This window comes from Proteus sp. FME41 (assembly GCF_014897315.1).
GTDB lineage: Bacteria > Pseudomonadota > Gammaproteobacteria > Enterobacterales > Enterobacteriaceae > Proteus.
Genome location: NZ_JABUYL010000010.1, coordinates 98,714 through 124,695 on the forward strand (window position 1 = coordinate 98,714; position 25,982 = coordinate 124,695).

Genomic DNA, 25,982 nt, shown 5'->3' on the forward strand with positions numbered 1-25,982 from the left:
GATTAACGATCCACATCCGACATTACAAAATCAATACTTCCCAGATACACAATCAAGTCAGAAACCAAACTGCCGCGGATAACCGCTGGGATTTGTTGCAAGTGAGCAAAACTTGGCGTACGAATACGCGTGCGGTAGCTCATTGTGCTGCCATCACTGGTTAAGTAATAGCTGTTGATCCCTTTCGTGGCTTCAACCATCTGGAATGATTCATTAGCAGGCATAACAGGGCCCCATGAAACCTGTAAAAAATGGTTAATCATAGTTTCGATATGCTGTAATGTGCGCTCTTTTGGTGGAGGCGTTGTCAGTGGATGGTCTGCTTTAAATGGCCCTTCAGGCATATTTTTATAGCACTGCTCTAGAATACGTAAGCTTTGACGTAGTTCTTCTACTTTCAGCATTACGCGATCATAACAGTCACCATTACTTGCGACAGGAATTTCAAATTCAAAGTTTTCATAACCTGAATATGGACGCCATTTACGCACGTCAAACTCAACACCCGTTGAACGAAGGCCTGCACCTGTGACACCCCAGTCTAACGCTTCTTTCGAGTTATAAGAGGCAACACCAATAGTACGACCTTTTAAGATACTGTTTTCCAATGCCGCTTTTACGTAAGAATCTAGACGTTTTGGCATCCAATCTAAGAATTCACGTAATAAACGTTCCCAACCACGTGGTAAGTCGTGAGCAACACCTCCGATACGGAACCATGCTGGGTGCATACGGAATCCAGTAATCGCTTCAACGATGTTGTAAACTTTTTGGCGGTCAGTAAAGGCAAAGAACACCGGTGTCATTGCACCAACGTCTTGGATAAAAGTACTGATATACAGTAAATGGCTATTGATACGGAATAGCTCAGACAGCATGACACGAATGACTTTAACGCGTTCAGGCACTTCGATACCGGCAAGTTTTTCCACTGCCAGTACATAAGGCATTTCGTTAACGCATCCGCCAAGGTATTCAATTCGGTCTGTGTATGGGATATAGCTGTGCCAAGATTGGCGCTCACCCATTTTTTCAGCACCACGGTGGTGATACCCCACGTCTGGCACACAGTCAACGATTTCCTCGCCATCAAGCTGAAGAATAATACGGAATGCACCGTGAGATGATGGATGATTAGGGCCGAGGTTTAAGAACATAAAGTCCTCATTCTCCGTACCGCGTTTCATCCCCCACTCTTCAGGTTTAAATGTCAGCGATTCCATTTCCAGATCCTGTTTCTGCTTTGTCAGCACATAAGGATCGAACTCTGTCGCACGTGCGGGGTAATCTTTACGCAGTGGATGCCCTTCCCAATCAGGAAGCATCATGATACGGCGTAAATTTGGGTGTCCATTAAAGACAATCCCAAACATATCCCAGACTTCACGCTCATACCAATTCGAGTTAGGAAAGATAGAGGTGATAGTCGGAACATTAAGATCATTTTCACTTAATGCAACTTTCAACATGATATCTTTATTACGATCGAGTGATATCAGATGATAGAAAACAGAAAAGTCAGCTGCAGGCAAGCCTTGACGATGCGTACGAAGACGCTCATCAAAACCATGCATATCAAACAGCATGACATAGGGTTTTGGTAACGATTTGAGGTATAGAATTACCTCAATGAGTTGTTCCCGCTTTACCCACACAACTGGCATGCCAGTACGAGTAGGCTGGAACGTAAACGCATCTGGCCCAAATTTTTGACGCAGTTCATTAACAACCTGATCATCAATATGATCGGTTGTTTCCCACGCTGGCCGAGCGCCTTTTTGCGCTATCTGATCGGTCATTTCTATTCACCACAACTTTGATCAGGGTTACTATGATCGCAACACATTGCTCTGGTTACGTCTTAGGCAAAAGCCTTTAAATTTCGTCAGGAGTACGCAGATTTTTCACTGCGATACGTTCACCGTGTTTTCTTTCTCGTTCTGACTGCATGTTGGCACGGTAAACGCCTTGGTCGCCGACAACCCATGATAATGGGCGACGTTCTTTACCAATGGACTCTTGTAATAACATCAGTGCTTGCATATAAGCTTCAGGGCGCGGTGGGCATCCAGGAATATACACATCAACTGGAATGAACTTATCAACGCCTTGCACTACGGAATAGATGTCGTACATACCACCAGAGTTTGCACATGCACCCATAGAGATAACCCATTTAGGTTCTAACATCTGATCGTATAAACGTTGAATAACTGGTGCCATTTTAGTAAAGCACGTACCTGCAACTACCATAAAGTCAGCTTGACGAGGAGATGCACGTAATACTTCAGAACCAAAACGTGCTACGTCATGCACAGCCGTAAATGACGTCACCATTTCAACGTAACAACAAGAAAGACCAAAGTTATATGGCCATAAAGAGTTTTTCCGCCCCCAGTTCACAACATCATGCAATGCATGATCCAGTTTCCCCATATACACGCTGCGATGAACGTGAGCATCTAATGGGTCACTGACAATTTCCTGTGTTTGCAGGGGATAACGGTCATTCTCACCGTTCGGATCTATGCGGGTGAGCGTATAATCCATTTCTAATGCCTCGCTTATTACTGCTGCGGATGTTTGCCGCTGGTTAATCGGACATGGCTTTTACTCGCAGTTTCACGGCGAGAGCGAACAGGCGTCCAATCTAATGCGCCTATGCGAACCAAATAGAATAATCCAGCTAATAAAATAGCGATGAAGACTGATGCTTCAATAAAGCCTAACCAGCCAACTTCACGAACGGAAACAGCCCAGGCATAAAGAAACAGTGCTTCAACATCGAAAATAACGAAAAACATGGCAACTAAATAGAATTTAGCCGACATGCGCAGACGAGCGCTGCCAACTGAATCAAGACCAGATTCATAAGGAACATGCTTTGCCCTTGCCTGTGCGCGTCCGCCTAAGTAGCGGGCACCCAACAGCATGAGCGAACATAACCCCAATGCGCCTATGAGGAAGACAGCAAATGCCCAATGATGGGCGATAACTTCGGTGGTTGTAGACATACTCATTGCTTACTCATCAAAGGTGGTGTCAATTAACCAACTCTTATCCGGCGGTTTACACCACATTTCTAATTACGAAAAAAAAGCGAATTAAACAGACTTGCTAATTAAAGAAATAATAACAGTCTATTTATACCTTTCCTCTTTTTTAGAAAACTTTGCGACAAATCACTCAGTTTTCTATCGCGATTTAACAAATTTAACACTCAGTTTTAACACTCAATTATGAGCTAATGCTAAAACGTGTCAGTCAACCTACAAAATTTTTGCTAACACGCTTAGTCTAACCGATAATTCGATTTTACTACACCAGTATCTCAGGAAAAACCTGACTCAACACAGGCTAATGTGCCTTATTTTTTTGATCAAACTCACAAAATAGTCGAAAAAATACTTAATCAGTTTAAAATTTATCCAAATTTTAACAAATTAACTTTCTAATATTGTGGAGGAGGTCAAATATCCATTTTGATTTGTGATTTTATTCTCTTAAAACCTAGACAATCTTTTTATTTGTTAACAAATCCTACAACTGATTAACCAAGGGAGAAGGTGAACATTTTATTAACATGCTATTGGGCGAGTGATAGAGTGAAATGTCACAAAGATGAATACATAAACCAACATAAACATTAACATAATGTTATTACCCTCTCTTTTAATCATAAAAAAACGGAAATAAATGCGCTCAATTGCATCTATTCCCGCTTATTATTATTCATCACTGCTCAGTCTTATTTGACTGTTTTTTTAATCTTTAATTTTTGCGTTTTACGTCTAAAAATTCACACAATTATTAATGTGATTATTCAAGCTCAGTAGAGCTAATATCTTCAGGTGCAGTGACTGTATAAGGTGTTTTCTTGTTTTCAATCGCATTGAAGACTGTTAACACCGCTTCATTTTGTTCATCAGAATTACGATATAGCCAATATTGTGTTTCAGGTAAACGAGGTAAACCTTCGCTTTCACTTAAAATACGTAAATCGGCATTTTGCATTTCAAGTGGGCGGGCTGTAATCCCCACTTCTGCATTTACAGCAGCACGAACAGCAGATAAAGAGGCTGCTTCATACGCTATACGCCATTGAATACCTGCGTCATCTAGCGTATTTGTTGCTAATTGACGGAACGGGTTAGTTTCATCCATAACCACTAATGGTATTGGTTCATTTAACTGTAATTGGAAATCTGGCGCACAATGCCATAAAACGGGCGCTGTACGTAATGCAGTACGCGGGTGATGACCAATACGAGCCGTTGTTAATGCTAAATCAATTTCGTGATTATCTAGCATCGTTTCAATAAATTGTGAACGCTTAATGCGGACATCAACAGCTAAACGAGGATACACTGACGCGATACGGTTTAATAAAAATGGTAATAAAGTATCAACAGAGTCATCAGAAGCGCCAATACGTAGCTCCCCTTCTGCATCGCTATACGTTAATGATGCAGTTGCATCATCATTCGCACGCAGAATTTGACGCGCATAACCTAATAATTGAAGGCCATGCTCTGTAAGAAGTTTATTACGACCATGACGGGCGAAAAGCTCTCTCCCCACCAATTGCTCTAAACGTTGCATCTGCTGACTAACGGCAGATTGGGTTCGACATACAGCAGCAGCGGCTGCGAAAGTGTTCAAATCTGCTACAGCGACAAACGTTCTAAGCAGATCGAGGTCGAGATTCATTATCGGACGATTTGCATTAATCATTGTTTATTCTTCACTTATTTTTGATTTTTAAATTACATATACCTGGTGTTTTTTATCAAAAGTCTAAAAAAGACTTCCGATTTAGACAGTACTCTACTCTGAAAAAGGGAGCAAAGACATACCGAATACTTTACATTTGTTTCTTATCGTTTACACCTCCTAGATAGAAAGGAATTGCATCTTTTTGTAACAAATTAAATTTTATTATCATTTCAATCATTCACAAGAAAGAACTGTATACCGTCATCACAAGTTAGACTTGGATCATACTATCTTGCTTTCTTGTACATAAATTTTAACATTTTGAAAATAATTTAAATTATCTTAACTATGCATTCTGATTTAAGTATCTTCCCCTATAAACTAAATTTAAGATTTAAATTTAATTTATACTTAAACCAATTGATTGCTATAGAGTAAAGTAGATTTAACCATATTATTTGAAAATTTAATATATTAAGGCAGATAATACAAATCCAATAAAATTATTCAATAATTGATTATGCAACATTTTGTCTACCTGTGTATTACCGTCACTTTTTTCTTGTTTCCACACTAAAAAGCCCCTTTTCACCAAAATAATACTCTAGAATATCAAACAGAACTGAAACATAACACCAAACTAAGCAATATAATCAGTCATCAAAATAACATTCCGAGAATAAACCGACCTTTTACACCAAAAATTACTCAACATCTTCAAAAGTTTGTAACGTAAGAGTAGAGTGGTAGAACAGTCATTTTGCTGGGACAGACTTTTCATTTGTATCTTCTATATAGATAGCTATTAATCGCTATATAGATACAAGTCAGACCCTATTAGGTAAACGCGCTATGAATCAGATAAAAAAATCAAACAAACTCGAACATGTCTGTTACGACATTAGAGGTCCGGTTTTGCAAGAAGCAAAACGTCTGGAAGAAGAAGGTAATAAAGTTTTAAAACTCAATATTGGTAACCCAGCCCCTTTTGGTTTTGAAGCTCCTGATGAAATTTTAGTTGATGTTATTCGTAATCTCCCAAGTTCTCAGGGCTATAGTGATTCCAAAGGACTGTTTTCTGCGCGTAAAGCCATCATGCAGCATTATCAAGCCCGTGATATGCGTGATATCACCGTTGAAGATATCTATATTGGTAATGGTGTTTCTGAATTAATCGTACAAGCAATGCAAGCCTTATTAAATAATGGTGATGAAATGCTTGTACCTGCTCCTGATTACCCTTTATGGACGGCAGCAGTTTCTCTTTCTGGGGGAAATGCCGTTCATTATATGTGTGATGAGCAACAAGGTTGGTTTCCTGATTTAGATGATATTCGCAGTAAAATTACAAAAAATACTCGTGGTATTGTGATTATCAATCCAAACAATCCAACAGGTGCGGTATATAGCAAAGAAATTTTGATGGAAATCGTTGAGATTGCTCGTCAACATGATCTGATTATTTTTGCTGATGAAATCTACGATAAAATTTTGTATGACGATGCAGAGCATCACTCTATTGCCGCGATGGCACCCGATTTATTAACAGTAACATTCAACGGGCTATCAAAAACCTACCGTGTTGCCGGTTTCCGCCAAGGTTGGATGGTATTAAATGGCCCTAAAAAACACGCTAAAAGCTATATTGAAGGCTTGAATATGTTAGCGTCGATGCGTTTATGCGCTAACGTTCCTATGCAACATGCGATTCAAACGGCGTTAGGTGGCTACCAAAGTATTAGTGAATTTATCCTACCAGGTGGACGCTTATACGAACAACGTAACCGTGCTTGGGAGTTAATCAACCAAATTCCAGGAGTTTCTTGCGTTAAGCCAATGGGCGCATTGTATATGTTCCCTAAAATTGACTTAAACCGTTACAGTATTAAAGACGATCAAAAAATGATCCTCGATTTGTTACTGCAAGAAAAAGTATTACTGGTACAGGGTACTGCCTTTAACTGGCCATACCCAGATCACTTCCGTATCGTTACCCTTCCACGTGAAGATGATTTAGATATGGCAATCCAGAAATTTGGTCGTTTTATTGTGGGTTATCACCAATAAAAATAAGCTAAATTAAAATAAAACGCAGTATAACAACTCGTTATATTGCGTTTTTTTATTTTCTTTTTTATTAGCGTTTACATCTGCGTTGTATCCACTCACAATAATGTCTTCAATCACGCAATTGGGAGATATTATGAGTTACTTTTTTGCCCACCTTTCTCGTTTAAAACTCATTACTCGTTGGCCTTTAATGCGTAATATTCGCCAAGAAAATGTTTCTGAGCACAGTTTACAAGTCGCTTTTGTCGCTCATGCCTTAGCGGTGATTAAAAATCGCAAATTTGATGGTAATGTCAACGCCGAGCGTATTGCATTACAAGCAATGTATCATGATGCCAGCGAAGTGATCACTGGTGATATGCCAACACCCATTAAATACCATAATCCACAAATTGCTCATGAATATAAAAAAATAGAAAAATATGCACAGCAAAAATTAATTGAAATGTTACCAGAAGAATTACAAGACGATTTTCGTCCGCTTATTGATGAACAATTACATAGTGAAGAAGAAACATTGATTGTTAAACAGGCAGATAGCTTATGTGCTTACTTAAAATGTCTTGAAGAGCTTGCTGCTGGTAATAGTGAATTTAATTTAGCTAAAAATCGCTTAGAAAAAACATTAGCAGAAAGACATAGCCCTGAGATGGACTATTTTATGAAAGTGTTTGTACCCGGTTTTAGCTTATCACTTGATGAGATTAGTGAATAAGAAAATCGGCTTATAGTGGTATAACCACCGTAAGCCGAATATCTTTAAATTTAAATAAAACCTAACTGTTAAAACTATTTTCATTGCTTATAGAACGAACATAAGGTGAACATATATACTTGTTATTATTAGAGTGTATCTCATTTCCTAATGTAAATTCATCTGTAGGTATTTTTGTGGTAAGCCATAAATTTTCACTTAAATTAACATTCATTTTTTTTGGATTTTGACTTTTTTCAAAAAATTCATGTGCTTTTTCTGTAGAATATCTAGAAATACTCTCATTGATACTATAATTTAAATCTTTAGCTATTTTACTATTTTTAAAATGAGGCAAAACCTCTCTATTACCCTCTAATTTTTTATTTTCATGTATCTCATTTAAATCGATAGGATTTTTCATCACGTTATTTGTTTTTTTTGTACCGAAAAATTTAACAATGCTATTTTTAATACTGCTAATATTTGATGCTAATTTTGAAAAAATAGATTCTTTCTTTTCAAAACCAATACCAGTAACTATTCCTACTTTATTTTTTGTTTCAATGGGACCAATCATATTACACCTTATCTATAACACTAATGTATAGATAAAGAATACACTTCTGATTTAAATTAGTTTTCAGAAAAAAAACATCTATAAATATATTATATGTCACATATAACAAGCCACCGCCTAATAAATAAAAAACGCCGTTCATTAATTAACAAACGACGTTTCAGTAAAACAAAAATATAGATATTTAGAATGGGAATAATAGCGGAATAAGGAAGACACTTATTAGCATCACGATGATGGTAAAAGGTACTCCAATTTTGAGAAAATCTGCAAATTTATACCCACCTGGTTCAAGAATTAACGTATTTACAGGTGATGAAACAGGTGTCATAAAGGCGGCTGATGCAGCAACACCAATTACCATGGCAAAGGGTAAAGGAGAAACATCCATTTGATTAGCAGCCGCGATAGCAATAGGCGCCATTAATACTGCCGTCGCTGTATTTGAGATAAACAAACCAATTGATGCACAGAGTATAAATAGACACACCAACATGACTTGAGGGCCAGCACTACCCGCAACATCCATTAAGCCATTAACAATAAGTTCGATCCCCCCAGTTTTCTGCAATGCAGCAGCAAATGGCATCATACCTACGATCAAAATAATGCTAGGCCAATGGATAGAACGATAAGCACTTTCCATATCAATACAGCGGAATTTTCCCATTAACAAGCACGCGATTAAAGCAGCAATAAAGTTAGGCACTTCATTCGTCACCATTAACGCCACCATTAAGGCTAATGAAAATAAAGCATGAGGTGCTTGTGATGAAGCTGGGGCTACCGTTTCAATTTCTGCTGCTAAATTTAAGACGATAAAATTACGTGGTTTAGTCGATAAAATACGAATAAGTTTCCAATCACCAATAACGAGTAACACGTCACCAAGGCGTAATGGCTCATCGACTATTTTACCTGGTAATGCACTACCTTCACGTCGAATAGCCACAACATTTAACCCATAACGAGTACGGAATTTAATTTCTCTTAGCGATTTTCCTAATAACTCAGAATCAGGATTCATGGATACTTCAGCCAGTCCTACATCACGAGACTGTTCAGAGAAATACTCACCTCGTAATACCATAGGCTCTAGCATTTGTTCACGGCAAAATTCACGTAAATCGACATCACTGGATGACATATCGATTAATAAAACATCGCGCTCTCTTAATTCCGTTCCCCCTGTGGCACTGACCATAACACGCCGAAACCGCCTCCAGCGTTCAATACCGACAACGTTTGCACCATAACGAGAACGTAAATGTAATTCATCCAATGAATGTCCAACCAGTGGTGAACCTTTACGTATTGCTAAACGACGAGCTCGCCCCGCTAATTGATAATCGCGAATAAGATCACGGAACGTCCGACGATATGCTTCTTTTTGCTTGCCATTATCGTTATTTCCTAACCAACGGCGAACCACCAGCATATATAAAATACCGGCAAATAATACCGCAATACCAATGGGTGTAATGGAGAAAAATTGAAAACTGGGTAAGCCTTCTCTGACTAATTCGCTATTAACAACCATATTAGGCGGTGTCGCCACTAAGGTCATTAATCCACTAATAAGGCCTGCAAAACCCAGAGGCATCATTAAACGCCCTGGTGATGTTTTCATTCGAGCCGCAACACTCAATACAACAGGAATAAAAATGGCAACTACGCCTGTTGAGCTCATAAAAGCCCCCAGACTTGCAACACATATCATTAATAGCACAAGCATTTTGACTTCACTGCTACCCGCAACTCGAACCAGCCAGTCTCCCATTTGATAAGCCACGCCTGTTCTCACTAACCCTTCGCCGATAACAAAAAGGGCAGCAATAAGTAATACGTTAGGATCACTAAATCCTACTGTGGCTTCATTTAATGAAAGTGTACCGCTAAGAACGAATGCAATGATGACAAGTAAAGCGACCACATCCATACGGATTTTATTGGTCGTAAAAAGGACAATAGCTATCAATAGCAGGCTTAAAACCCATAATAGTTCGCTATTCAAAATGGCCTCGATCAGCAATAAGTGAAAACAGGTTAAGACATCAATTCACTACATTGATAAGTAGACCATTTTTACAACAATAAGTCTTCTAGTATGATCAAAGAAAAGACTATCTTTTGTGCGTTATTATCACTTCTTCAGCTTGCTTCTCGATTTGAATATCATTTAAAGAATCAATAATTAAATGAATCTCATTACGACGTGGAAGGGAAAGAGGCGCATGAACAGCAACCACTTGGCATCCGGCATCTAAACCCGAGTAGATACCCGCGGCAGCATCTTCAAAAACCACACAATCTTGTGGTAATAAACCCAGTTTTTTTGCTCCTAAAAGGTAAGGCTCAGGATTCGGTTTACCTTTATGAATACATTCAGCCGTTACCCAATATTTAGGCTCAGGAATACCCGTAACTGATTGACGTGTGGACGCAATTGGAACAGTGCCCGAAGTCACGATTGCCCAAGGAATAGTTAACTCATTTAAACGATTAATTAGCTCAATCGCCCCCGGAAGAGGCGCTAAACCTTCTGTTTTCGTTGATTCTAGTTTTTCTAACCAACGAAAAGTTTCCGTTATCTCTTGTTCGGTTGCATTAGGCATAAAATGGCGAATCGACTCAATGGCAGGCTTTCCATGAATATAATCATTAATCTCTTGTGTTGATACCCCAACACGCTCACCAAACAGCGCCCAACAATGTTCAACAACGGGTAGTGAATCGACTAATGTTCCATCTAAATCAAACAGAAAACCTTTACATGTGATTGCCATATTTTATGCCTACCTTACAGTGATGCGTTAATTATTACGCATTAAGTATTTGCTGGATTTCAACTGCGCTAAGGTGATATTGACGGGGACACGCTAACCAGACTGCAAGCATTCTTTGGTATTTTTCCCACATTGGTGTTTGCGAGTTAAAACCATGACTGCCACTATCAAAATGAGTATAGCGCCCTTCTGTATTTACCATAAAGCGAACATAACTAAGATAACGGGATTCTGTCGCGGCATCAAAGCCCATAAATGCGACCCGACGAGCATCAGGCATGTCTTGCTCTTTTAAGTTATCACGAGAAACTTGCAGTGCATGGTACATTTCCATGATGTTAATAATAGTACGACAGGTTTCTTCAGTCATTTCATCAAAATCGCGGTCAAGTTCGCGTAATTGCAATCCATAGCCACGTTCAATAATAGTCTGATAGCGACGATAACGTTCAGCGTTATCAGGATCCATCATAGTCATCATTTTATATTGATTAGAGAGGATCAAGCGTTGTGCGTGTGTCATTTCCATCATTAATTCTCCAAAGAAATCATTGAGAAGAGCATGACATTAATCAAAAGTATTGAGTAGTGCTAACTACGCGTTTTTTGATCTCAACAGGGTAATTCAGATGACAATCAGGACAAACGAAGAAGGTAGAACATAGGTTCTACACATCATCAAGAAAAGAGCGATCAAGTTGTTTAAAAGCACGTTTTAATAAATGCGCTAAAGAAAGGTAAGTCGGTGTTTGTTCTACTGGGGCTAAAGCAATACCTGCGGCTTCGAATTTCTCACGAATTTCATAAAACCAACGCAGTAATGCAGCAGGAAGTGGCGTTGCAGCCCGTTTACCTAACCACCATAATCCTTGCATTGGTAAGCTACATGCAAATAACGCTGTTGTGATGGCAGGTCCTAAATTACCGCCTAATGCGATTTGCCACGTCATTGTAAAAATAGCAATAGGTGGCATATAACGAATACCAAATCGTGTTGCTTTGACCATACGGTTTTCTGGAAAAACAGGCGCTAACTGCTTTTCAACCGGCCAGGTTTTTAAATACTCGTTACCCAAACGAAGCTTTTTAAAAAAGCCGGGGGGAGTCACTGTCGGTTCGCTCATAATGACCTCAATCAATTTCTTCTGTAACTTTTAAAATATATCTATAAAGAATAAAAATCTTTTAGTAGAATTAAGTATATTTTGTCTTTGTTGCCTTTACTCTGTATCCTGTGCCCATTCTAAAGGTTTGTGGCAATAAAGCGCTATATTTTGTTTGCCGGCGTGATTTTCAACCCTTTTCGCCGATTTTAACGCGAAAAGTTAATGGGTGAATAAAAATCGTCCAATTAATGATTGGCAACTATAATTAGCATCAAGTTTTTTACTTTAAGCATGATGCGCGTCATTAATGTCATCATAGTAATGCGATAGGCTTTTATGATTGACGTTTTATTAACCACCGTCTTTATAATATAAAAGACACTACGACAACAAGATAAATAGGTAATTCCATGTCAAGTAAGCTGGTGCTGGTACTGAACTGCGGTAGTTCTTCTCTTAAATTTGCAATTATCAACCCAGAAAATGGTGAAGAATTCCTTTCAGGTTTGGCTGAATGCTTCAACCTTCCTGAAGCCCGCCTGAAGTGGAAAATGGATGGCCAGAAACACGAAGCTGCGTTAGGCGCAGGCGCTGCCCATAGCGAAGCATTAAACTTTATCGTTAATACGATCCTGGCTGAAAAACCAGAACTTTCTGCACAAATTGCTTCAATTGGTCACCGTATTGTTCACGGTGGTGAGAAATTTACATCATCTGTTATTATCACAGATGAAGTTATTCAAGGTATTGAAGCTGCTATCCCGTTTGCACCATTGCACAACCCAGCTCACCTTATTGGTATTGAAGAAGCGCGTAAAGCTTTCCCTCATTTAATTGAGAAAATGGTTGCAGTCTTTGACACTGCATTCCATCAAACAATGCCAGAAGAAGCTTATCTGTATGCTCTGCCATACAGCTTATATAAAGATCACAGCATCCGTCGTTACGGTGCTCACGGAACTAGCCATTTCTACGTTTCTCGTGAAGCCGCTAAATTGTTAAATAAACCCGTTGATGAACTGAATGTAATCACTTGCCACTTAGGTAATGGGGGTTCTGTTTCAGCTATCGTTAATGGTAAATGTGTTGATACTTCAATGGGGCTGACACCATTAGAAGGTTTAGTCATGGGTACACGTAGTGGTGATATCGACCCTGCTATCGTATTCCATTTGCACGATACTTTAGGTATGAGCGTTGAAAACATCAACAAACTGCTGACTAAAGAATCGGGTCTGTTAGGGTTAACAGAAGTCACTAGTGACTGCCGTTATGTTGAAGATAACTACGACACTAAAGCTGATGCTAAACGTGCAATGGATGTTTACTGCCATCGCTTAGCAAAATATATCGGTTCTTACTGTGCACTGATGGAAGGCCGTTTAGATGCTATTATCTTTACTGGTGGTATCGGTGAAAATGCAGCAATGGTACGTGAATTATCCCTGAAAAAACTGGCACTGTTAGGTTTTGAAGTGGATCATCAACGTAACTTAGATGCACGTTTCGGTAAATCAGGTTCTATCACTACCGATAACAGCCGTCTTGCTGTTGTTATCCCAACTAACGAAGAGTTAGTTATCGCTCAGGATGCTAGTCGCCTGACCGCTTAAGTTCTTTGATGTACTGTCAGTGTAATGCTGGCAGTACTGTTTTACATAACGAGCAACCGATATTTAAAGAGGTTTCCGTGTCCCGTACAATTATGCTAGTCCCAACTGATACACGCGTAGGTTTAACCAGCGTCAGCTTGGGTGTTATCCGTTCTATGGAACAAAAAGGCGTTAGCCTTAGCGTGTTCAAGCCAATTGCACAACCTCGTGTAAAAGGCGCACTAGATCAAACAACTGCTATCATCCGCTCTCACTCCACTATTCAATCATCAGAACCTTTAAATATGGATTATGTTGAGTCTCTGCTCAGCTCAAACCAAAAAGATGTTCTGATGGAAGAAATCGTTGCGAGATACCATGAAAATACCGCTGATGCAGAAGTTGTTCTCATCGAAGGTCTGGTGCCTATGCGCAAGCACCCTTTTGCACAATCATTAAACTATGAAATTGCAAAAACATTAGGTGCTGAGATTGTTTTCGTTACTGCACTAGGTAACAACACCGCAGAACAGCTAAAAGAGCGTATTGAATTTGCGCGCGCTGAATTCGGCGGTGTTAAAAACCAAAACATCACTGGTGTGATTGTTAACAAGCTAAATGCTCCTGTTGATGATCAAGGTCGTACTCGTCCTGACTTATCAGAAATTTTTGATGATTCAAGTAAAGCGACTATCGCAAATGTCGATTTAAAAACCATTGAAAAAAATAGCCCACTGCCTTTATTGGGTTGCATTCCTTGGAACTTCGATTTAATCGCTACTCGTGCAACAGATATGGCAAAACACTTAAATGCGACTATCGTCAATAAAGGCGATATAGAAACCCGTCGTATTAAATCTGTTACTTTCTGTGCGCGTAGCATCCCTCACATGTTAGAACATTTCCGCCCAGGTTCACTGTTAGTGACTTCTGCGGATCGTCCTGATGTGTTAGTTTCAGCCTGTCTTGCTGCAATGAATGGCGTTGAAATTGGTGCAATCTTACTTACTGGCGGCTACCAAATTGATGCGCCAATCAAGCAACTTTGCGACCGTGCGTTTGAAACTGGCCTTCCTATCTTTATGGTGAATGCAAATACTTGGCAGACTTCTTTAAATCTGCAAAGCTTTAGCTTAGAAGTACCTGCAGATGACCATGAACGTATCGAGAAAATTCAGAACTATGTTGCTCAACATATTAATGCTGAATGGATCGATTCACTGACTGCTAACTCTGAACGCCCTAACCGCTTATCACCACCTGCTTTCCGTTATCAATTAACAGAATTAGCACGTAAAGCGAAAAAACGTATCGTTTTACCTGAAGGTGATGAACCTCGTACCGTTAAAGCCGCTGCAATTTGTGCAGAACGCGGTATTGCAAGCTGCGTCCTCTTAGGTGACCCTGAAGAAATTCGTCGTGTTGCAGCTGCTCAAGGTGTTGAATTAGGCACGGGTATTGAGTTAGTCAACCCTAAAGAAGTTCGTGAAATTTATGTACCACATTTAGTTGAGCTACGTAAAAATAAAGGTATGACCGAAGTAGTTGCTCGTGAACAGTTAGAAGATAACGTGGTTCTGGGTACATTAATGCTAGAAAAAGGCGAAGTAGACGGCCTTGTTTCTGGTGCCGTTCATACAACCGCTAACACTATTCGCCCACCACTTCAGTTAATCAAAACTGCACCAGGTAGCTCATTAGTGTCTTCTGTGTTCTTTATGCTGTTACCAGAACAAGTGTATGTTTATGGTGACTGTGCAATTAACCCAGATCCAACGGCTGAACAACTGGCTGAAATCGCCATTCAATCTGCAGACTCTGCTATTGCATTCGGTATCGACCCTCGCGTTGCGATGATCTCTTACTCTACAGGTAACTCTGGTGCAGGTAGTGATGTAGAGAAAGTGCGTGAAGCGACACGTTTAGCACAAGAAAAACGTCCTGATCTGATCATTGATGGTCCTTTACAATACGACGCGGCTGTTATGGCTGACGTTGCTAAATCGAAAGCACCAAATTCACCTGTTGCAGGTAAAGCAACTGTGTTTATCTTCCCTGATCTGAACACCGGTAATACTACATATAAAGCGGTACAACGTTCAGCTGACTTGGTTTCAATCGGACCAATGTTACAAGGTATGCGTAAACCAGTGAATGACCTTTCTCGTGGTGCATTAGTAGACGATATCGTCTACACCGTTGCGTTGACAGCTATTCAAGCAAGCCAACAAGAAAACGCATAATTATTGAAGTTCGCTTCAAATAAAAAAACGCCAGATGATTAATTTCATCTGGCGTTTTTTTATTCTACAGATTTTTTATTTGACTAAAATTCGAGGCAGTCTCAAAGCAGACAACTTGATTCTGTCTCCTTTATAAAAGAGTGTCAAATAAAATCACATATATAAACACTCGACATAAAAACAACTAACACATTGATTTTACTTGCTTATTTATATCTTTATTATTCATAAAAAGATAGGAATGGGGTGAGTTTCTGTTAGTATGCAGGCGGGTGCTTGGATCATTTTGGTTCAAGCATTTGCAGGAGCCAAAAAGACGAAAGCCCCGAATTTTAATTTACTAAAATTCGAGGCAGTCTCAAAGCAGACAACTTGATTCTGTCTCCTTTATAAAAGAGTGTCAAGAGAAATGACTAAGCTTGCCCTATTAGGGCTGATTACTGTATGTATTACAGTTTTGTGTTTTGCTTTACTGAAACATAAAAGATTATGTTCTTTTAATATCAGTAGTGGCGACACCGTAGTTCAAGCTATTTTATCTTGCGATAAATAGTTTTGTGGGGGAAATTCCCCCACAATTTCTCTCAAAAGTTGTTGAGATTGGTGATCACAAGCACCCTACTTTAATCCACTAGCACACGCTGATTGGTCGCTCCCCACAAAATCGACATCTCTGTAAACAGTGCACCACTAATATCTTCAACCTCTTCAGCCGTGATCTCTGCATTGCCTTGCTTACCAAAGAACACGACTTCATCCCCTGATTTGATATTTTTAAGATCGGTAATATCAACAATCACCGTATTCATTGAGGTTTTACCTAAAACAGGCACACGTTGGCCACCAATTAAAGCATGTCCTGCATTACTAAAGACGCGACGATAACCATCCGCATAACCAACAGGGATATTAGCTAATACTGAATCACGTTTTAGTGTGTAAGTGCGATCATACCCAACAGTATTGCCTTTAGGATAATAATTGATTGAAGCAATGTTCGATTTAAAGGTCATTACGCGTTTGTAATCTGTGCTTGCGATGGTATCACCATAAAAAATCCCACCTACACGCACCATATCTAACCATGATTCAGATACAGTAATTGTGGCAAAGGTATTTGCCATATGCAGAGTGACATCTTTACGATTCAATCCTGTGACTTCTAATACCTTTTGAGACTGCTGTTTAAAACGAGCAAGATCTTCTCTTACTTTGTCTGCATCTTCTTCAGGATAATGAGACATAATACCCACCACTTTCAGGTTGGCTAATTGGGAAATGTGTTTCGCCTCTTCAAGTCCGGCTTTGTTATTCACTTCTAATCCATTACGAGACATTCCACCTGAATTTAAGGCGAGATGAATGGGGATCGTTTTATTTTGTTGCTTAGCAATGGCATCTAATTTTTTAGCCATATCTAAGTTACCAATCAATTCTTCCACGTTATAGCTTGTCGCCTGAGCCATTTCTTGCTCTGTGGCATTACGTACACGCATTAAACGACCTTGGAATCCTAGATCACGCACTTCTTTCAGCTCTTGGTTATTCGTTACACCAATACATTGCACATTGTTTTCAATCATAACAGGTGCAACTAATGATAAATCATGACCGTACGCATCGCCTTTTAAAACGGCACAAAGGGAGGATTTATCACCTAAAAGTGATTGGACTTTTTTCACATTAAAATCGAGCGCACTACGTGAAATTTCAATCCATGAATTGTTCACAATTGCAGGTTGAACCTGAGCCGTTTGAGCTGCGGATGGATTATGATTGACCGGTTGTTGGCAAGCAGTGATAACAAAAAGTGGTAACAACGCAAGATATCGAATACCGAAAGACATCTTCTTTTTCCTTAGTGATTGTGATGTTAAACCTATTTTTATAATTAATTAGGTATGAAAATATACACATCGTGAATATTCACTCAGGATAATAGCATTATTATTCATAAAATAAACATATTAATTCATAATGATATATACAAGTTTAGTGATAATGATTAATAAAGAAGGAAAAGATAGTTATAGATGTGATTTCTGTAGGAAATGCCATTTATCTCTGTGCATACGGGGAACACTCTAATCATAATGTATTGAATATATAAAAATTTAAATACATTATTTCTACCAATAAAATGCCCGACTGATTAGAAAGCCGGGCATCGATTAAAACTCTATGAATAAGTACTATTATCGAACAATAATACCTAATAGAATACCGATAACACCAAAGTCTGCATCACTAAATGTGGTATTAGCAATACCGATATCGCCAAGTACTGGTAATAGGAATACCGGTAAGAAAGTAATTAATAAACCTTGAACGAATGCCCCTAAAATCGCACCACGACGTCCACCGGTTGCATTACCGAATACCCCTGCGGTTGCCCCCACAAAGAAGTGAGGCACAACACCCGGAATGATCACCGTCCAATCTAAAGCATACAGAATGAACATGCCGATAACACCCGCCGCAAAGCTACTTAAAAAGCCGACTAATACCGCATTAGGTGCATAAGGGAAGACAACTGGGCAGTCTAAAGCAGGTTTTGCATTAGGTACTAACTTATCTGAAATACCTTTAAAAGCAGGAACAATCTCAGCAATAACCATACGCACACCTTGCAGGATAATATAAACACCGGCGGCAAAGGTAATGGATTGCATTAATGAGAACATAAACCAGTTTTTACCACCACTGACTTCACGAACAAAAGTATCGCCCGCAAATAAACAAGTAATGATAAAGATAATCCCCATAGTAAAGGCAATGGCAACGGGGGTATCACGTAAAAAGAGTAAGCTTTTAGGCACATTCATCTCTTCAGTTGAATGCTCTTTATTACCAAATTTACTGCCGATAAAACCCGCAACAACATAAGAGATAGTTGAAAAGTGTCCTAATGCAACATCATCAGAACCAGTAATTTTTTTCATATAAGGATGTGCAATGGCTGGGAAAAAGACCATTGAAACCCCAACAACTAATGAACCTACCGCAACTAATACAGCCCCTTCTAACCCCGCTGTTGCCAGAATAACCGCCACCATCATCGACATAAATAATGTATGGTGACCTGTTAAGAAAATATATTTCCACGGGGTTAAACGTGCAATTAGGATATTAATCAACATGGCGAAAAACATAATCAGCGCCATTTCTTTACCAAAGCTTTTTTGTGCAATAGAGACAATTGCTTCATTATTAGGCACAACGCCTTGAATACCAAAGGCATGTTGGAAAATTGTCGAGAAATCACCAAGAGAGTTAATGACTAAGCCAGCACCTGCACCTAAAATCACAAAACCCATAATGGTTTTTACTGTGCCTTTAATACATTCAGTAACTGGTTTTTTCTGGGCGATTAAACCAATCAATGCAATCAAACCGACTAAAATAGATGGCTCTGAAAGCACGTCACTCATTAGAAAGCGGAAAAAGTCCATGATAGGCTCCTTATAACGCGCCTAATTCACGTAATGCGACAGAAAGTTTTTCTTTCATCGCAACTTTATCAATCATGTTATCCAATGAAACCACTCTTCCATTTACCGCTTGTGAATTGAGTTGTTCCGCAATATCACGAGTACCGACATAGATATCACTTGGCGTACCTTTGGCTGAGCCTAAATCAACATGATCCACTTCTGCATTGACAGCAAGATCGTTTAAAATACTTTTGATGCTCATTTCCATCATTAAGCTACTGCCTAAGCCATTTCCACACACAACTGTAATTTTCATAATATTCCCCTTGGTAATTTTAAATTGTCATTAATAGTTGTTGATAACAGCGAATACATCCGCTTTGCTTTTCGCATTAAATAGCGTTTGAATATCTTTATCGTTATCAAAAAGTTCAGCTAATTTCATAATGGCATTAATATGACTGTCGTTATCTTTTGCAGCTAACACAATCAGTAATTTCACCGGATCGTTTTCATCTGCACCAAACTCAACACCTTGCTCAACAATCATTAATGCCAGAGATAATTGATTAACACCGTCTTCAGGACGTGCATGAGGCATCGCAATACCGGGGCCTAATACATAATATGGTCCTATCTTTTCGTGCGATGAATAAATTGCATCAATATAACGGGGTTCAATACACCCTTTATCGATCAGTGGTTGGCACGCCACTTTAATTGCTTCTCGCCAATCGCTCACACTTGGAACGACTTGCACCACATCGGGTGTTAATAACGTTTTAAGCATATTTATAACCTCAATAAGACTCTCTTTGAGTTTCGTTATTAAGGATAGTAATCATTAATGGTAGCGCTATCTAGATAGAACATTCGTAATTGTGATAGCGCTATCATTTTAATAAAATGTTAATTGCAGAAAATGCCAACAATTGACACTGTATTGTTTCAGCATAGTGGGAAGATTTCAGGTAGGATCTGCGGTTAATAAAATAGGCTAAGTAAATATAATCACACATGATCAAAACACGTAAGCGCCGAAATACAGGTCGCGTCACATTACAAGATGTCGCTAAACATGCAGGAGTGGGTTCAATGACCGTTTCTCGTGCATTGCGAACCCCTGAGTTGGTTTCTGATAAATTAAGAGAAAAAGTAAATCAAGCCGTAGAAGAATTAGGCTATATTCCTAATGCCTCTGCGGGGGCTTTAGCTTCTGCTCAAAGCCATATTATTGCCGTACTGTTGCCCTCTTTTACAGATAGAGCCAGTGCTGATTTTATGCAATCTTTACAGCAAATACTCAATCGCCATCAATATCAAATTTTGGTTGGTTGTTATGAACACCAACCCCATAAAGCCAGTGATGTGATTAATATGCTATTGCAAAGCAACCCTGCCGCATTGGTTGTCTTTGGCTCACAACTCAGCCCTACTCACTTTTTACATATTAGTAATGCCAATGTACCCGTTGTCAGTGTTGCTAGCCAATCCGATGAACAGGCGGCCATTAGCATTGATTGCTCTTATGAGCAAGCCGCATATGATTTAACCAGCCATTTAGTGATCCAAGGGAAACGTTGTATTGGTTATATTGGCGCTTTACAAGGTCAACGCTTGCACCACCAGCAAATTACAGGCTGGTCACGGGCTTTACTTAAAAATTATTTAAATGCTGAACAAAGCGTTACAACGCCCGATCCCGCGTCTATGGCTTATGGTAGACAAGCTTTAACAGAGATTTTATTACGTCAACCTGAATTAGATGCCGTGATTTGCAGCCATGAGAGCATTGCACTCGGAATGATTTTTGAATGTCAGAGACGATTAATTAAGATCCCACAAGATCTGGCAATTGCCTGTTTAGAAGGTTCTGATAATAGTAATCAGATATCTCCCTCTCTCACCTCTACTCGTTTTGATTATCACAAAATGGGAAAAGAGGCTGGAAAACATCTGATAGCCCTTTTACAACGCTTAAAAGACGAAGATGATAACGCTATATTCGAAGATACCGTTATCAACTATGCTTATCGCTTTGAAATAGGAAAAAGTACTCCTTAATCTGCCGTTTCTCGGGCTTCTAAGCGTGTACTGTTATTACGAGTTAACCAAAGCGAAAGCGCTTTTAGTGAATCTGGCGTGAACTCATCACAGCGCTCTGTAATTTCAGAGGGAGTCAGCCAACACACTTCCTCAATTTCTTCTGCTTGCAGCGCAAAAGGGCCGTGAGAAACACAGCTAAATAAGCTTCCCCAAACGCGACAACTTTTGTCGTCATAATAAAATTGACCGTGTTCTGCAAAAGGGACGCCAGCAATACCTAACTCTTCTTCTGCTTCACGGCGTGCGCTTTCCAGTAAATTTTCACCTTGCTGAACAACGCCTCCCGCAGTGGCATCTAACCAACCGGGATAAAAATCTTTTATTTCTGTTCTACGTTGTGCCAAAATTTTTCCCATACCGTCATGAACAACAATATAAGTTGCTCTATGTCGTAGGTTTTCAGCTCGCATTTGTTGACGTGTTGCTTGTGCAACGACTTCATTTTTATCATCAACAATATCCACCCACTCAACCAATGCCGTCTTTTCTTGTTCCATCCTCAACAAACCTTTTTTAACCGATACTAAACGATCGTAATTTTTATCCTGAATATACCAAAATCACTATTTTTCACCACTACAATAATCATACGTGACTTGTCTTATCCATCTTGCGCTTTTTTGCTTTTTATGGTGTTAGAAGGCAGACTATGAAAAGACGCAGTGTATAGTGCCTACTTTATTTTGGAGCTTTCAATGATTGATTTATATTATGCAGATACCCCAAATGGCCAAAAAATAACGCTTTTCCTTGAAGAAACAGGCTTACCTTATCAGTTACATCGCATTGATATTAGTAAAGGCGATCAATTTAAGCCTGAATTTTTAGCCATTTCACCTAATAATAAAATTCCAGCCATTGTTGATAACACACCGGCAGATAATGGTGAACCTATCTCTATTTTTGAATCTGGTGCTATTCTTATCTATCTAGCTGAAAAAAGTGGTCAATTACTCAGTCAACATGTACGAGAAAAAACGACGCAATTACAATGGTTATTTTGGCAAGTGGGGGGCTTTGGCCCAATGCTAGGACAAAATCATCACTTTACCCGTTATGCTTGTGAAAAAGTCCCTTATGCTATTCAACGTTATACAGAAGAGACACAACGTTTATACCGCGTATTAGAACAAAGATTAGCGCATTCACCTTACCTTGGTGGGCAAGCCTACAGTATTGCGGATATTGCCACATACACTTGGGCACGACTTCACGATCACCACAATATTGATTTGGCAAATTACCCCGCAGTAAAAAAATGGTTAAGCACCATTAACCAGCGCCCTGCGGCTAAAAAACTTTTTGGTTGATAGAATCAACGACTATATCAGGATGATATTTATTCTTTATTAGGCAAGATGATCAGGAGGATTGTGATGAAAATACTTATCACTGGTGGTACAGGACTAATTGGCAAAGCATTAGTGTGTGAACTTGCACTAAATAATAATGATATTACGGTGCTTTCTCGTTCGCCTCAAAAAGTCTATTCGCATTTTTGTAATGAAATCACCTGTTGGACTCAACTCAATGATAAACAAAATCTTAATGAGTTTGATGCCATTATTAATCTTGCTGGAGAACCGATTGCTGATAACCGTTGGACACCTTCTCAAAAGCAGAAGCTCGTTAATAGCCGTTGTCATTTAACCCAGAAATTGGTTGATTTAATTAAAGCCAGTGACTCTCCTCCTGCGGTTTTTATTTCTGGCTCAGCAGTGGGATTTTATGGTGATCAAGGTGATACTCGTGTCACCGAAGAAACACCTGCCAATCCTGAATTTGCACATGAACTATGTGCTAAATGGGAGCGCATAGCCCTTGAAGCTCAAACACCATTAACGCGAGTTTGTTTATTGCGCACAGGTATTGTGCTCTCTACATTAGGTGGCGCACTGCCTAAAATGAGTAAACCATTTAAATTAGGATTAGGCGGCAAGCTAGGAAGTGGAAAGCAATATATGCCGTGGATACATATTGATGATATGGTCAGCGCTATTGTTTTCTTGCTTAATCATAATGATGCTAAAGGGGCATTTAATCTGACTGCACCCAATCCTGTACAAAATAAGGAATTTACTCGCCTCTTAGGTAAAGCCTTTAATCGCCCTGCGTTAATGACAGTACCCGAAAGTATATTACGTTTAATCATGGGAGAAAGTGCAGCATTAGTGCTAGGCGGGCAACAAGCTATTCCTGAAAAATTACTCAGTGCTGGCTTTGAGTTTCGTTACCCACATTTGGAAGAAGCATTAAAAGATATTATAACCACAGGAAAATAATCTCTTTTTCTATTCTCAATGGGTTGGAATAGATATTCTACCAAATAGATACTCTAAATAATTCAAGATATAGCTAGGCGACAAGTGAACACTGTCAACAACGCTATAACTTGAAGTATGACGGGTAAGAAGTATGACGAATATATTTACCGAGCAGGCTTATCCCCGCCCCATCGTTCAAATAGATCATTGGGTAAATCAATATCAAATTGATCAAGCACGCGGTTAACCGTTTGATTGACAATATCATCAATCGTTTTAGGCTGAAAATAGAATGCGGGTACAGGTGGCATAATCACAGCACCTAATTCAGACGCTTGTGTCATTAATCGTAAATGGCCTAAATGCAGTGGTGTTTCGCGTACACATAACACCAATTTACGCCCTTCTTTTAACACAACATCTGCTGCTCGAGTGACTAAGGTATCGGTATAACTATGGACAATGCCTGACAGGGTTTTGATTGAGCAAGGTAAAACCACCATTCCATTGACGCGAAACGATCCTGAAGAGATAGACGCGCCAATATCACGATCGTCATAAATTACATCTGCCAACGCCTGAATATCTTTTAGCGAATAATCTGTTTCTAATGAAATAGTACGGCGCGCAGCTTGGCTAATCACTAAATGTGTTTCAACTGATGACACCGGTTTCAATATTTCTAATAAACGTATACCGTAAATTGCGCCACTTGCACCCGTTAGCCCGACTATCAGCTTTTTCATTATAATCCTCAGAATATATATCTTTGTTAATCATTATGATGATTAACCCTCAAAAAACAAGCGTCGATGCAGCACACGCTAGCATCGACGCTTTATAGAGGCTATCTTACCGAAAAACTAGCCTTCGTTATAGATTTCCAAGTTTTCTATTTCATTTTGATCACGAATTTTATGTTCATCATCTTGGCGTAGATTTTCTAAATAATTTAAATAGTCTTGATCAATATCTTTTGTAATATAAACGCCATCAAAAACAGAACATTCAAACTGGCTAATATCTGGATTTTCTTCTTGAACTGCTGCAATCAAATCGGTCAATTCTTGGAAAATTAAACCATCAGCACCAATCAATTTGCGAATTTCATCCACTTCACGACCATGTGCGATAAGCTCATTAGCATTTGGCATATCAATACCATACACATTCGGGAAGCGAACTTCAGGTGCAGCAGAAGCAAAATAGACTTTTTTAGCACCCGCTTCTCTTGCTAATTCTACAATTTGCTCTGAGGTGGTACCACGAACAATAGAGTCATCAATCAGCAAAACATTTTTATCACGAAACTCTGCACGATTGGCATTCAGTTTACGTCTGACTGATTTACGACGCTCTTGTTGTCCAGGCATAATAAAAGTACGGCCTACATAGCGGTTTTTTACAAAACCTTGACGATACGGCTTATTGAGAATGTGTGCAATTTCTAACGCGATATCACACGAAGTTTCAGGAATAGGAATAACCACATCAATATGCAAATCTTCCCACTCTTTCGCAATTTTCGCCCCTAGTTTTTGTCCCATACGTAAGCGAGCGTTATAAACTGAAATTCTATCGATAAAAGAGTCAGGACGGGCAAAATAAACATATTCAAATAAGCAAGGCATTAATTGTGGATTTTCTGCACATTGGCGAGTAAATAGTTGCCCTTGTTCTGTGATATAAACGGCCTCACCGGGAGCTACATCACGCAAAAATTCAAAACCTAAAGTATCTAGCGCAACACTTTCAGATGCGACCATATATTCATGGCGACCCTCTTCTAATGTCCGTTTACCTAGCACTAATGGACGAATACCAAAGGGATCACGAAAGGCTAATAACCCATGACTGATGATCAAAGCCACACAAGCATAAGCGCCACGTAACTTTTTATGCATTGCAGCTACTGCGGCAAAAATATTATCAGGCTCTAGTGGAAAATGGTCAAAACGATCTAATTCATATGCCAATACATTGAGCAAAATTTCAGAATCAGAGGTGGTATTGATATGGCGACGCGCTGTTTCAAATAATTGGCGACGTAATAAATGCGCATTGGTTAAATTACCATTATGCGCCAACGTAATACCAAAAGGTGAATTCACATAAAAAGGCTGTGCTTCTGATGCACTAGAACTACCCGCTGTTGGATAACGGACATGCCCTATCCCGATAGTACCTTTTAGGCGCAACATATGACGGGTTTCAAACACATCTTTAACCAGTCCGTTAGCTTTGCGAAGGCGGAAACCATTGTTACCGTCTATTGTTGCAATGCCTGCTGCATCTTGACCTCGGTGTTGTAACACCGTTAACGCATCATAAATTGATTGGTTTACTGGATTAGCTCCAGCGATACCGACAATACCGCACATGAATAGATCC

General features: G+C 39.3%; 24 protein-coding genes. 8 read left to right on the top strand and 16 right to left on the bottom strand.

The features are described 5' to 3' along the window. Positions 1-2: 2 nt before the first annotated feature. From nuoC to hexA, 4 genes are all read right to left on the bottom strand, one after another. Positions 3-1,799, bottom strand: a complete 1,797-nt coding sequence (nuoC, locus tag INT04_RS10925) for an NADH-quinone oxidoreductase subunit C/D (RefSeq protein WP_193016166.1) — start codon at positions 1,797-1,799, stop codon at positions 3-5. A 76-nt stretch (positions 1,800-1,875) separates the two neighbouring features. After that, positions 1,876-2,550, bottom strand: a complete 675-nt coding sequence (locus INT04_RS10930) for a NuoB/complex I 20 kDa subunit family protein (RefSeq protein WP_193016167.1) — start codon at positions 2,548-2,550, stop codon at positions 1,876-1,878. Between the two features lie 17 nt (positions 2,551-2,567). Then, positions 2,568-3,020: an NADH-quinone oxidoreductase subunit A gene (locus INT04_RS10935; protein ID WP_036912633.1), complete on the bottom strand. Its 453-nt coding sequence runs from the start codon at positions 3,018-3,020 to the stop codon at positions 2,568-2,570. Between the two features lie 799 nt (positions 3,021-3,819). Next, positions 3,820-4,734, bottom strand: a complete 915-nt coding sequence (hexA, locus tag INT04_RS10940) for a transcriptional regulator HexA (RefSeq protein ID WP_193016168.1) — start codon at positions 4,732-4,734, stop codon at positions 3,820-3,822. 834 nt (positions 4,735-5,568) lie between these two features. Between hexA and INT04_RS10945 the strand changes: the two genes are divergently transcribed. Both INT04_RS10945 and yfbR read left to right on the top strand, forming a co-directional pair. Next, positions 5,569-6,783 carry a pyridoxal phosphate-dependent aminotransferase gene (locus INT04_RS10945; RefSeq protein WP_193016169.1) on the top strand — a complete coding sequence of 405 codons (1,215 nt, stop codon included), beginning with the start codon at positions 5,569-5,571 and terminating at the stop codon, positions 6,781-6,783. Between the two features lie 136 nt (positions 6,784-6,919). Further along, entirely contained in the window at positions 6,920-7,501 is a 582-nt protein-coding gene (yfbR, locus tag INT04_RS10950; RefSeq protein ID WP_193016170.1) for a 5'-deoxynucleotidase, read from the top strand. A gap of 61 nt (positions 7,502-7,562) precedes the next feature. Here yfbR and INT04_RS10955 read toward each other — a convergent pair whose 3' ends face one another. The 5 genes from INT04_RS10955 to yfbV all read right to left on the bottom strand — a co-directional run bounded on the left by INT04_RS10955 (position 7,563) and on the right by yfbV (position 11,970). Continuing rightward, positions 7,563-8,060, bottom strand: a complete 498-nt coding sequence (locus INT04_RS10955; RefSeq protein WP_193016171.1) for a hypothetical protein — start codon at positions 8,058-8,060, stop codon at positions 7,563-7,565. Between the two features lie 184 nt (positions 8,061-8,244). Continuing rightward, on the bottom strand, positions 8,245-10,074 hold the full coding sequence (locus INT04_RS10960) for an SLC13 family permease (protein ID WP_193016172.1): 1,830 nt from the start codon (positions 10,072-10,074) through the stop codon (positions 8,245-8,247). Between the two features lie 109 nt (positions 10,075-10,183). Then, on the bottom strand, positions 10,184-10,846 hold the full coding sequence (locus INT04_RS10965; RefSeq protein ID WP_193016173.1) for a sugar phosphatase: 663 nt from the start codon (positions 10,844-10,846) through the stop codon (positions 10,184-10,186). Between the two features lie 34 nt (positions 10,847-10,880). Continuing rightward, positions 10,881-11,375: a YfbU family protein gene (locus INT04_RS10970; RefSeq protein ID WP_193016222.1), complete on the bottom strand. Its 495-nt coding sequence runs from the start codon at positions 11,373-11,375 to the stop codon at positions 10,881-10,883. Positions 11,376-11,514: 139 nt separating this feature from the next. Then, positions 11,515-11,970, bottom strand: coding sequence for a terminus macrodomain insulation protein YfbV (yfbV, locus tag INT04_RS10975; RefSeq protein ID WP_193016174.1), 456 nt, complete (start codon positions 11,968-11,970; stop codon positions 11,515-11,517). A gap of 392 nt (positions 11,971-12,362) precedes the next feature. On the opposite strand from yfbV, the gene ackA reads away from it, so the two are divergent. From ackA to INT04_RS10990, 3 genes are all read left to right on the top strand, one after another. Continuing rightward, on the top strand, positions 12,363-13,565 hold the full coding sequence (ackA, locus tag INT04_RS10980) for an acetate kinase (RefSeq protein ID WP_193016175.1): 1,203 nt from the start codon (positions 12,363-12,365) through the stop codon (positions 13,563-13,565). 77 nt (positions 13,566-13,642) lie between these two features. Continuing rightward, positions 13,643-15,787, top strand: a complete 2,145-nt coding sequence (gene pta / locus INT04_RS10985) for a phosphate acetyltransferase (protein ID WP_193016176.1) — start codon at positions 13,643-13,645, stop codon at positions 15,785-15,787. A 409-nt stretch (positions 15,788-16,196) separates the two neighbouring features. Further along, complete coding sequence (locus tag INT04_RS10990) at positions 16,197-16,340, top strand: Hok/Gef family protein (RefSeq protein WP_193016177.1); 144 nt, start codon at positions 16,197-16,199, stop codon at positions 16,338-16,340. Between the two features lie 70 nt (positions 16,341-16,410). Here the strand turns inward: INT04_RS10990 and alr are convergent, their stop codons facing one another. From alr to INT04_RS11010, 4 genes are all read right to left on the bottom strand, one after another. Then, positions 16,411-17,634, bottom strand: a complete 1,224-nt coding sequence (gene alr, locus INT04_RS10995; protein WP_193016178.1) for an alanine racemase — start codon at positions 17,632-17,634, stop codon at positions 16,411-16,413. Positions 17,635-17,982: 348 nt separating this feature from the next. Then, on the bottom strand, positions 17,983-19,239 hold the full coding sequence (locus INT04_RS11000) for a PTS ascorbate transporter subunit IIC (RefSeq protein WP_193016179.1): 1,257 nt from the start codon (positions 19,237-19,239) through the stop codon (positions 17,983-17,985). A gap of 10 nt (positions 19,240-19,249) precedes the next feature. After that, entirely contained in the window at positions 19,250-19,537 is a 288-nt protein-coding gene (locus tag INT04_RS11005) for a PTS sugar transporter subunit IIB (RefSeq protein WP_193016180.1), read from the bottom strand. Between the two features lie 30 nt (positions 19,538-19,567). After that, a complete protein-coding gene (locus INT04_RS11010; RefSeq protein ID WP_193016181.1) occupies positions 19,568-20,011 on the bottom strand; it encodes a PTS sugar transporter subunit IIA in 444 nt (147 codons plus the stop codon). 227 nt (positions 20,012-20,238) lie between these two features. On the opposite strand from INT04_RS11010, the gene INT04_RS11015 reads away from it, so the two are divergent. Then, on the top strand, positions 20,239-21,285 hold the full coding sequence (locus tag INT04_RS11015; protein WP_193016182.1) for a LacI family DNA-binding transcriptional regulator: 1,047 nt from the start codon (positions 20,239-20,241) through the stop codon (positions 21,283-21,285). Here INT04_RS11015 and yfcD read toward each other — a convergent pair. After that, entirely contained in the window at positions 21,282-21,824 is a 543-nt protein-coding gene (gene yfcD, locus INT04_RS11020; protein WP_193016183.1) for an NUDIX hydrolase YfcD, read from the bottom strand. The two genes, INT04_RS11015 and yfcD, sit on opposite strands and share 4 nt — an antisense overlap. A gap of 198 nt (positions 21,825-22,022) precedes the next feature. Between yfcD and INT04_RS11025 the strand changes: the two genes are divergently transcribed. After that, positions 22,023-22,637 (top strand): glutathione binding-like protein, encoded by a 615-nt coding sequence (locus INT04_RS11025; RefSeq protein WP_193016184.1) that lies wholly within the window; start codon positions 22,023-22,025, stop codon positions 22,635-22,637. Between the two features lie 66 nt (positions 22,638-22,703). Beyond that, the gene (locus tag INT04_RS11030) at positions 22,704-23,609 is read left to right on the top strand and encodes a TIGR01777 family oxidoreductase (protein WP_193016185.1); all 906 of its coding nucleotides are present in this window, start codon (positions 22,704-22,706) and stop codon (positions 23,607-23,609) included. Between the two features lie 146 nt (positions 23,610-23,755). Here the strand turns inward: INT04_RS11030 and INT04_RS11035 are convergent, their stop codons facing one another. Together INT04_RS11035 and purF are read right to left on the bottom strand one after the other, a co-directional pair. Further along, on the bottom strand, positions 23,756-24,337 hold the full coding sequence (locus tag INT04_RS11035) for a UbiX family flavin prenyltransferase (RefSeq protein WP_193016186.1): 582 nt from the start codon (positions 24,335-24,337) through the stop codon (positions 23,756-23,758). 117 nt (positions 24,338-24,454) lie between these two features. Next, complete coding sequence (gene purF / locus INT04_RS11040) at positions 24,455-25,972, bottom strand: amidophosphoribosyltransferase (protein ID WP_193016187.1); 1,518 nt, start codon at positions 25,970-25,972, stop codon at positions 24,455-24,457. Between the last annotated feature and the right edge of the window lie 10 nt (positions 25,973-25,982).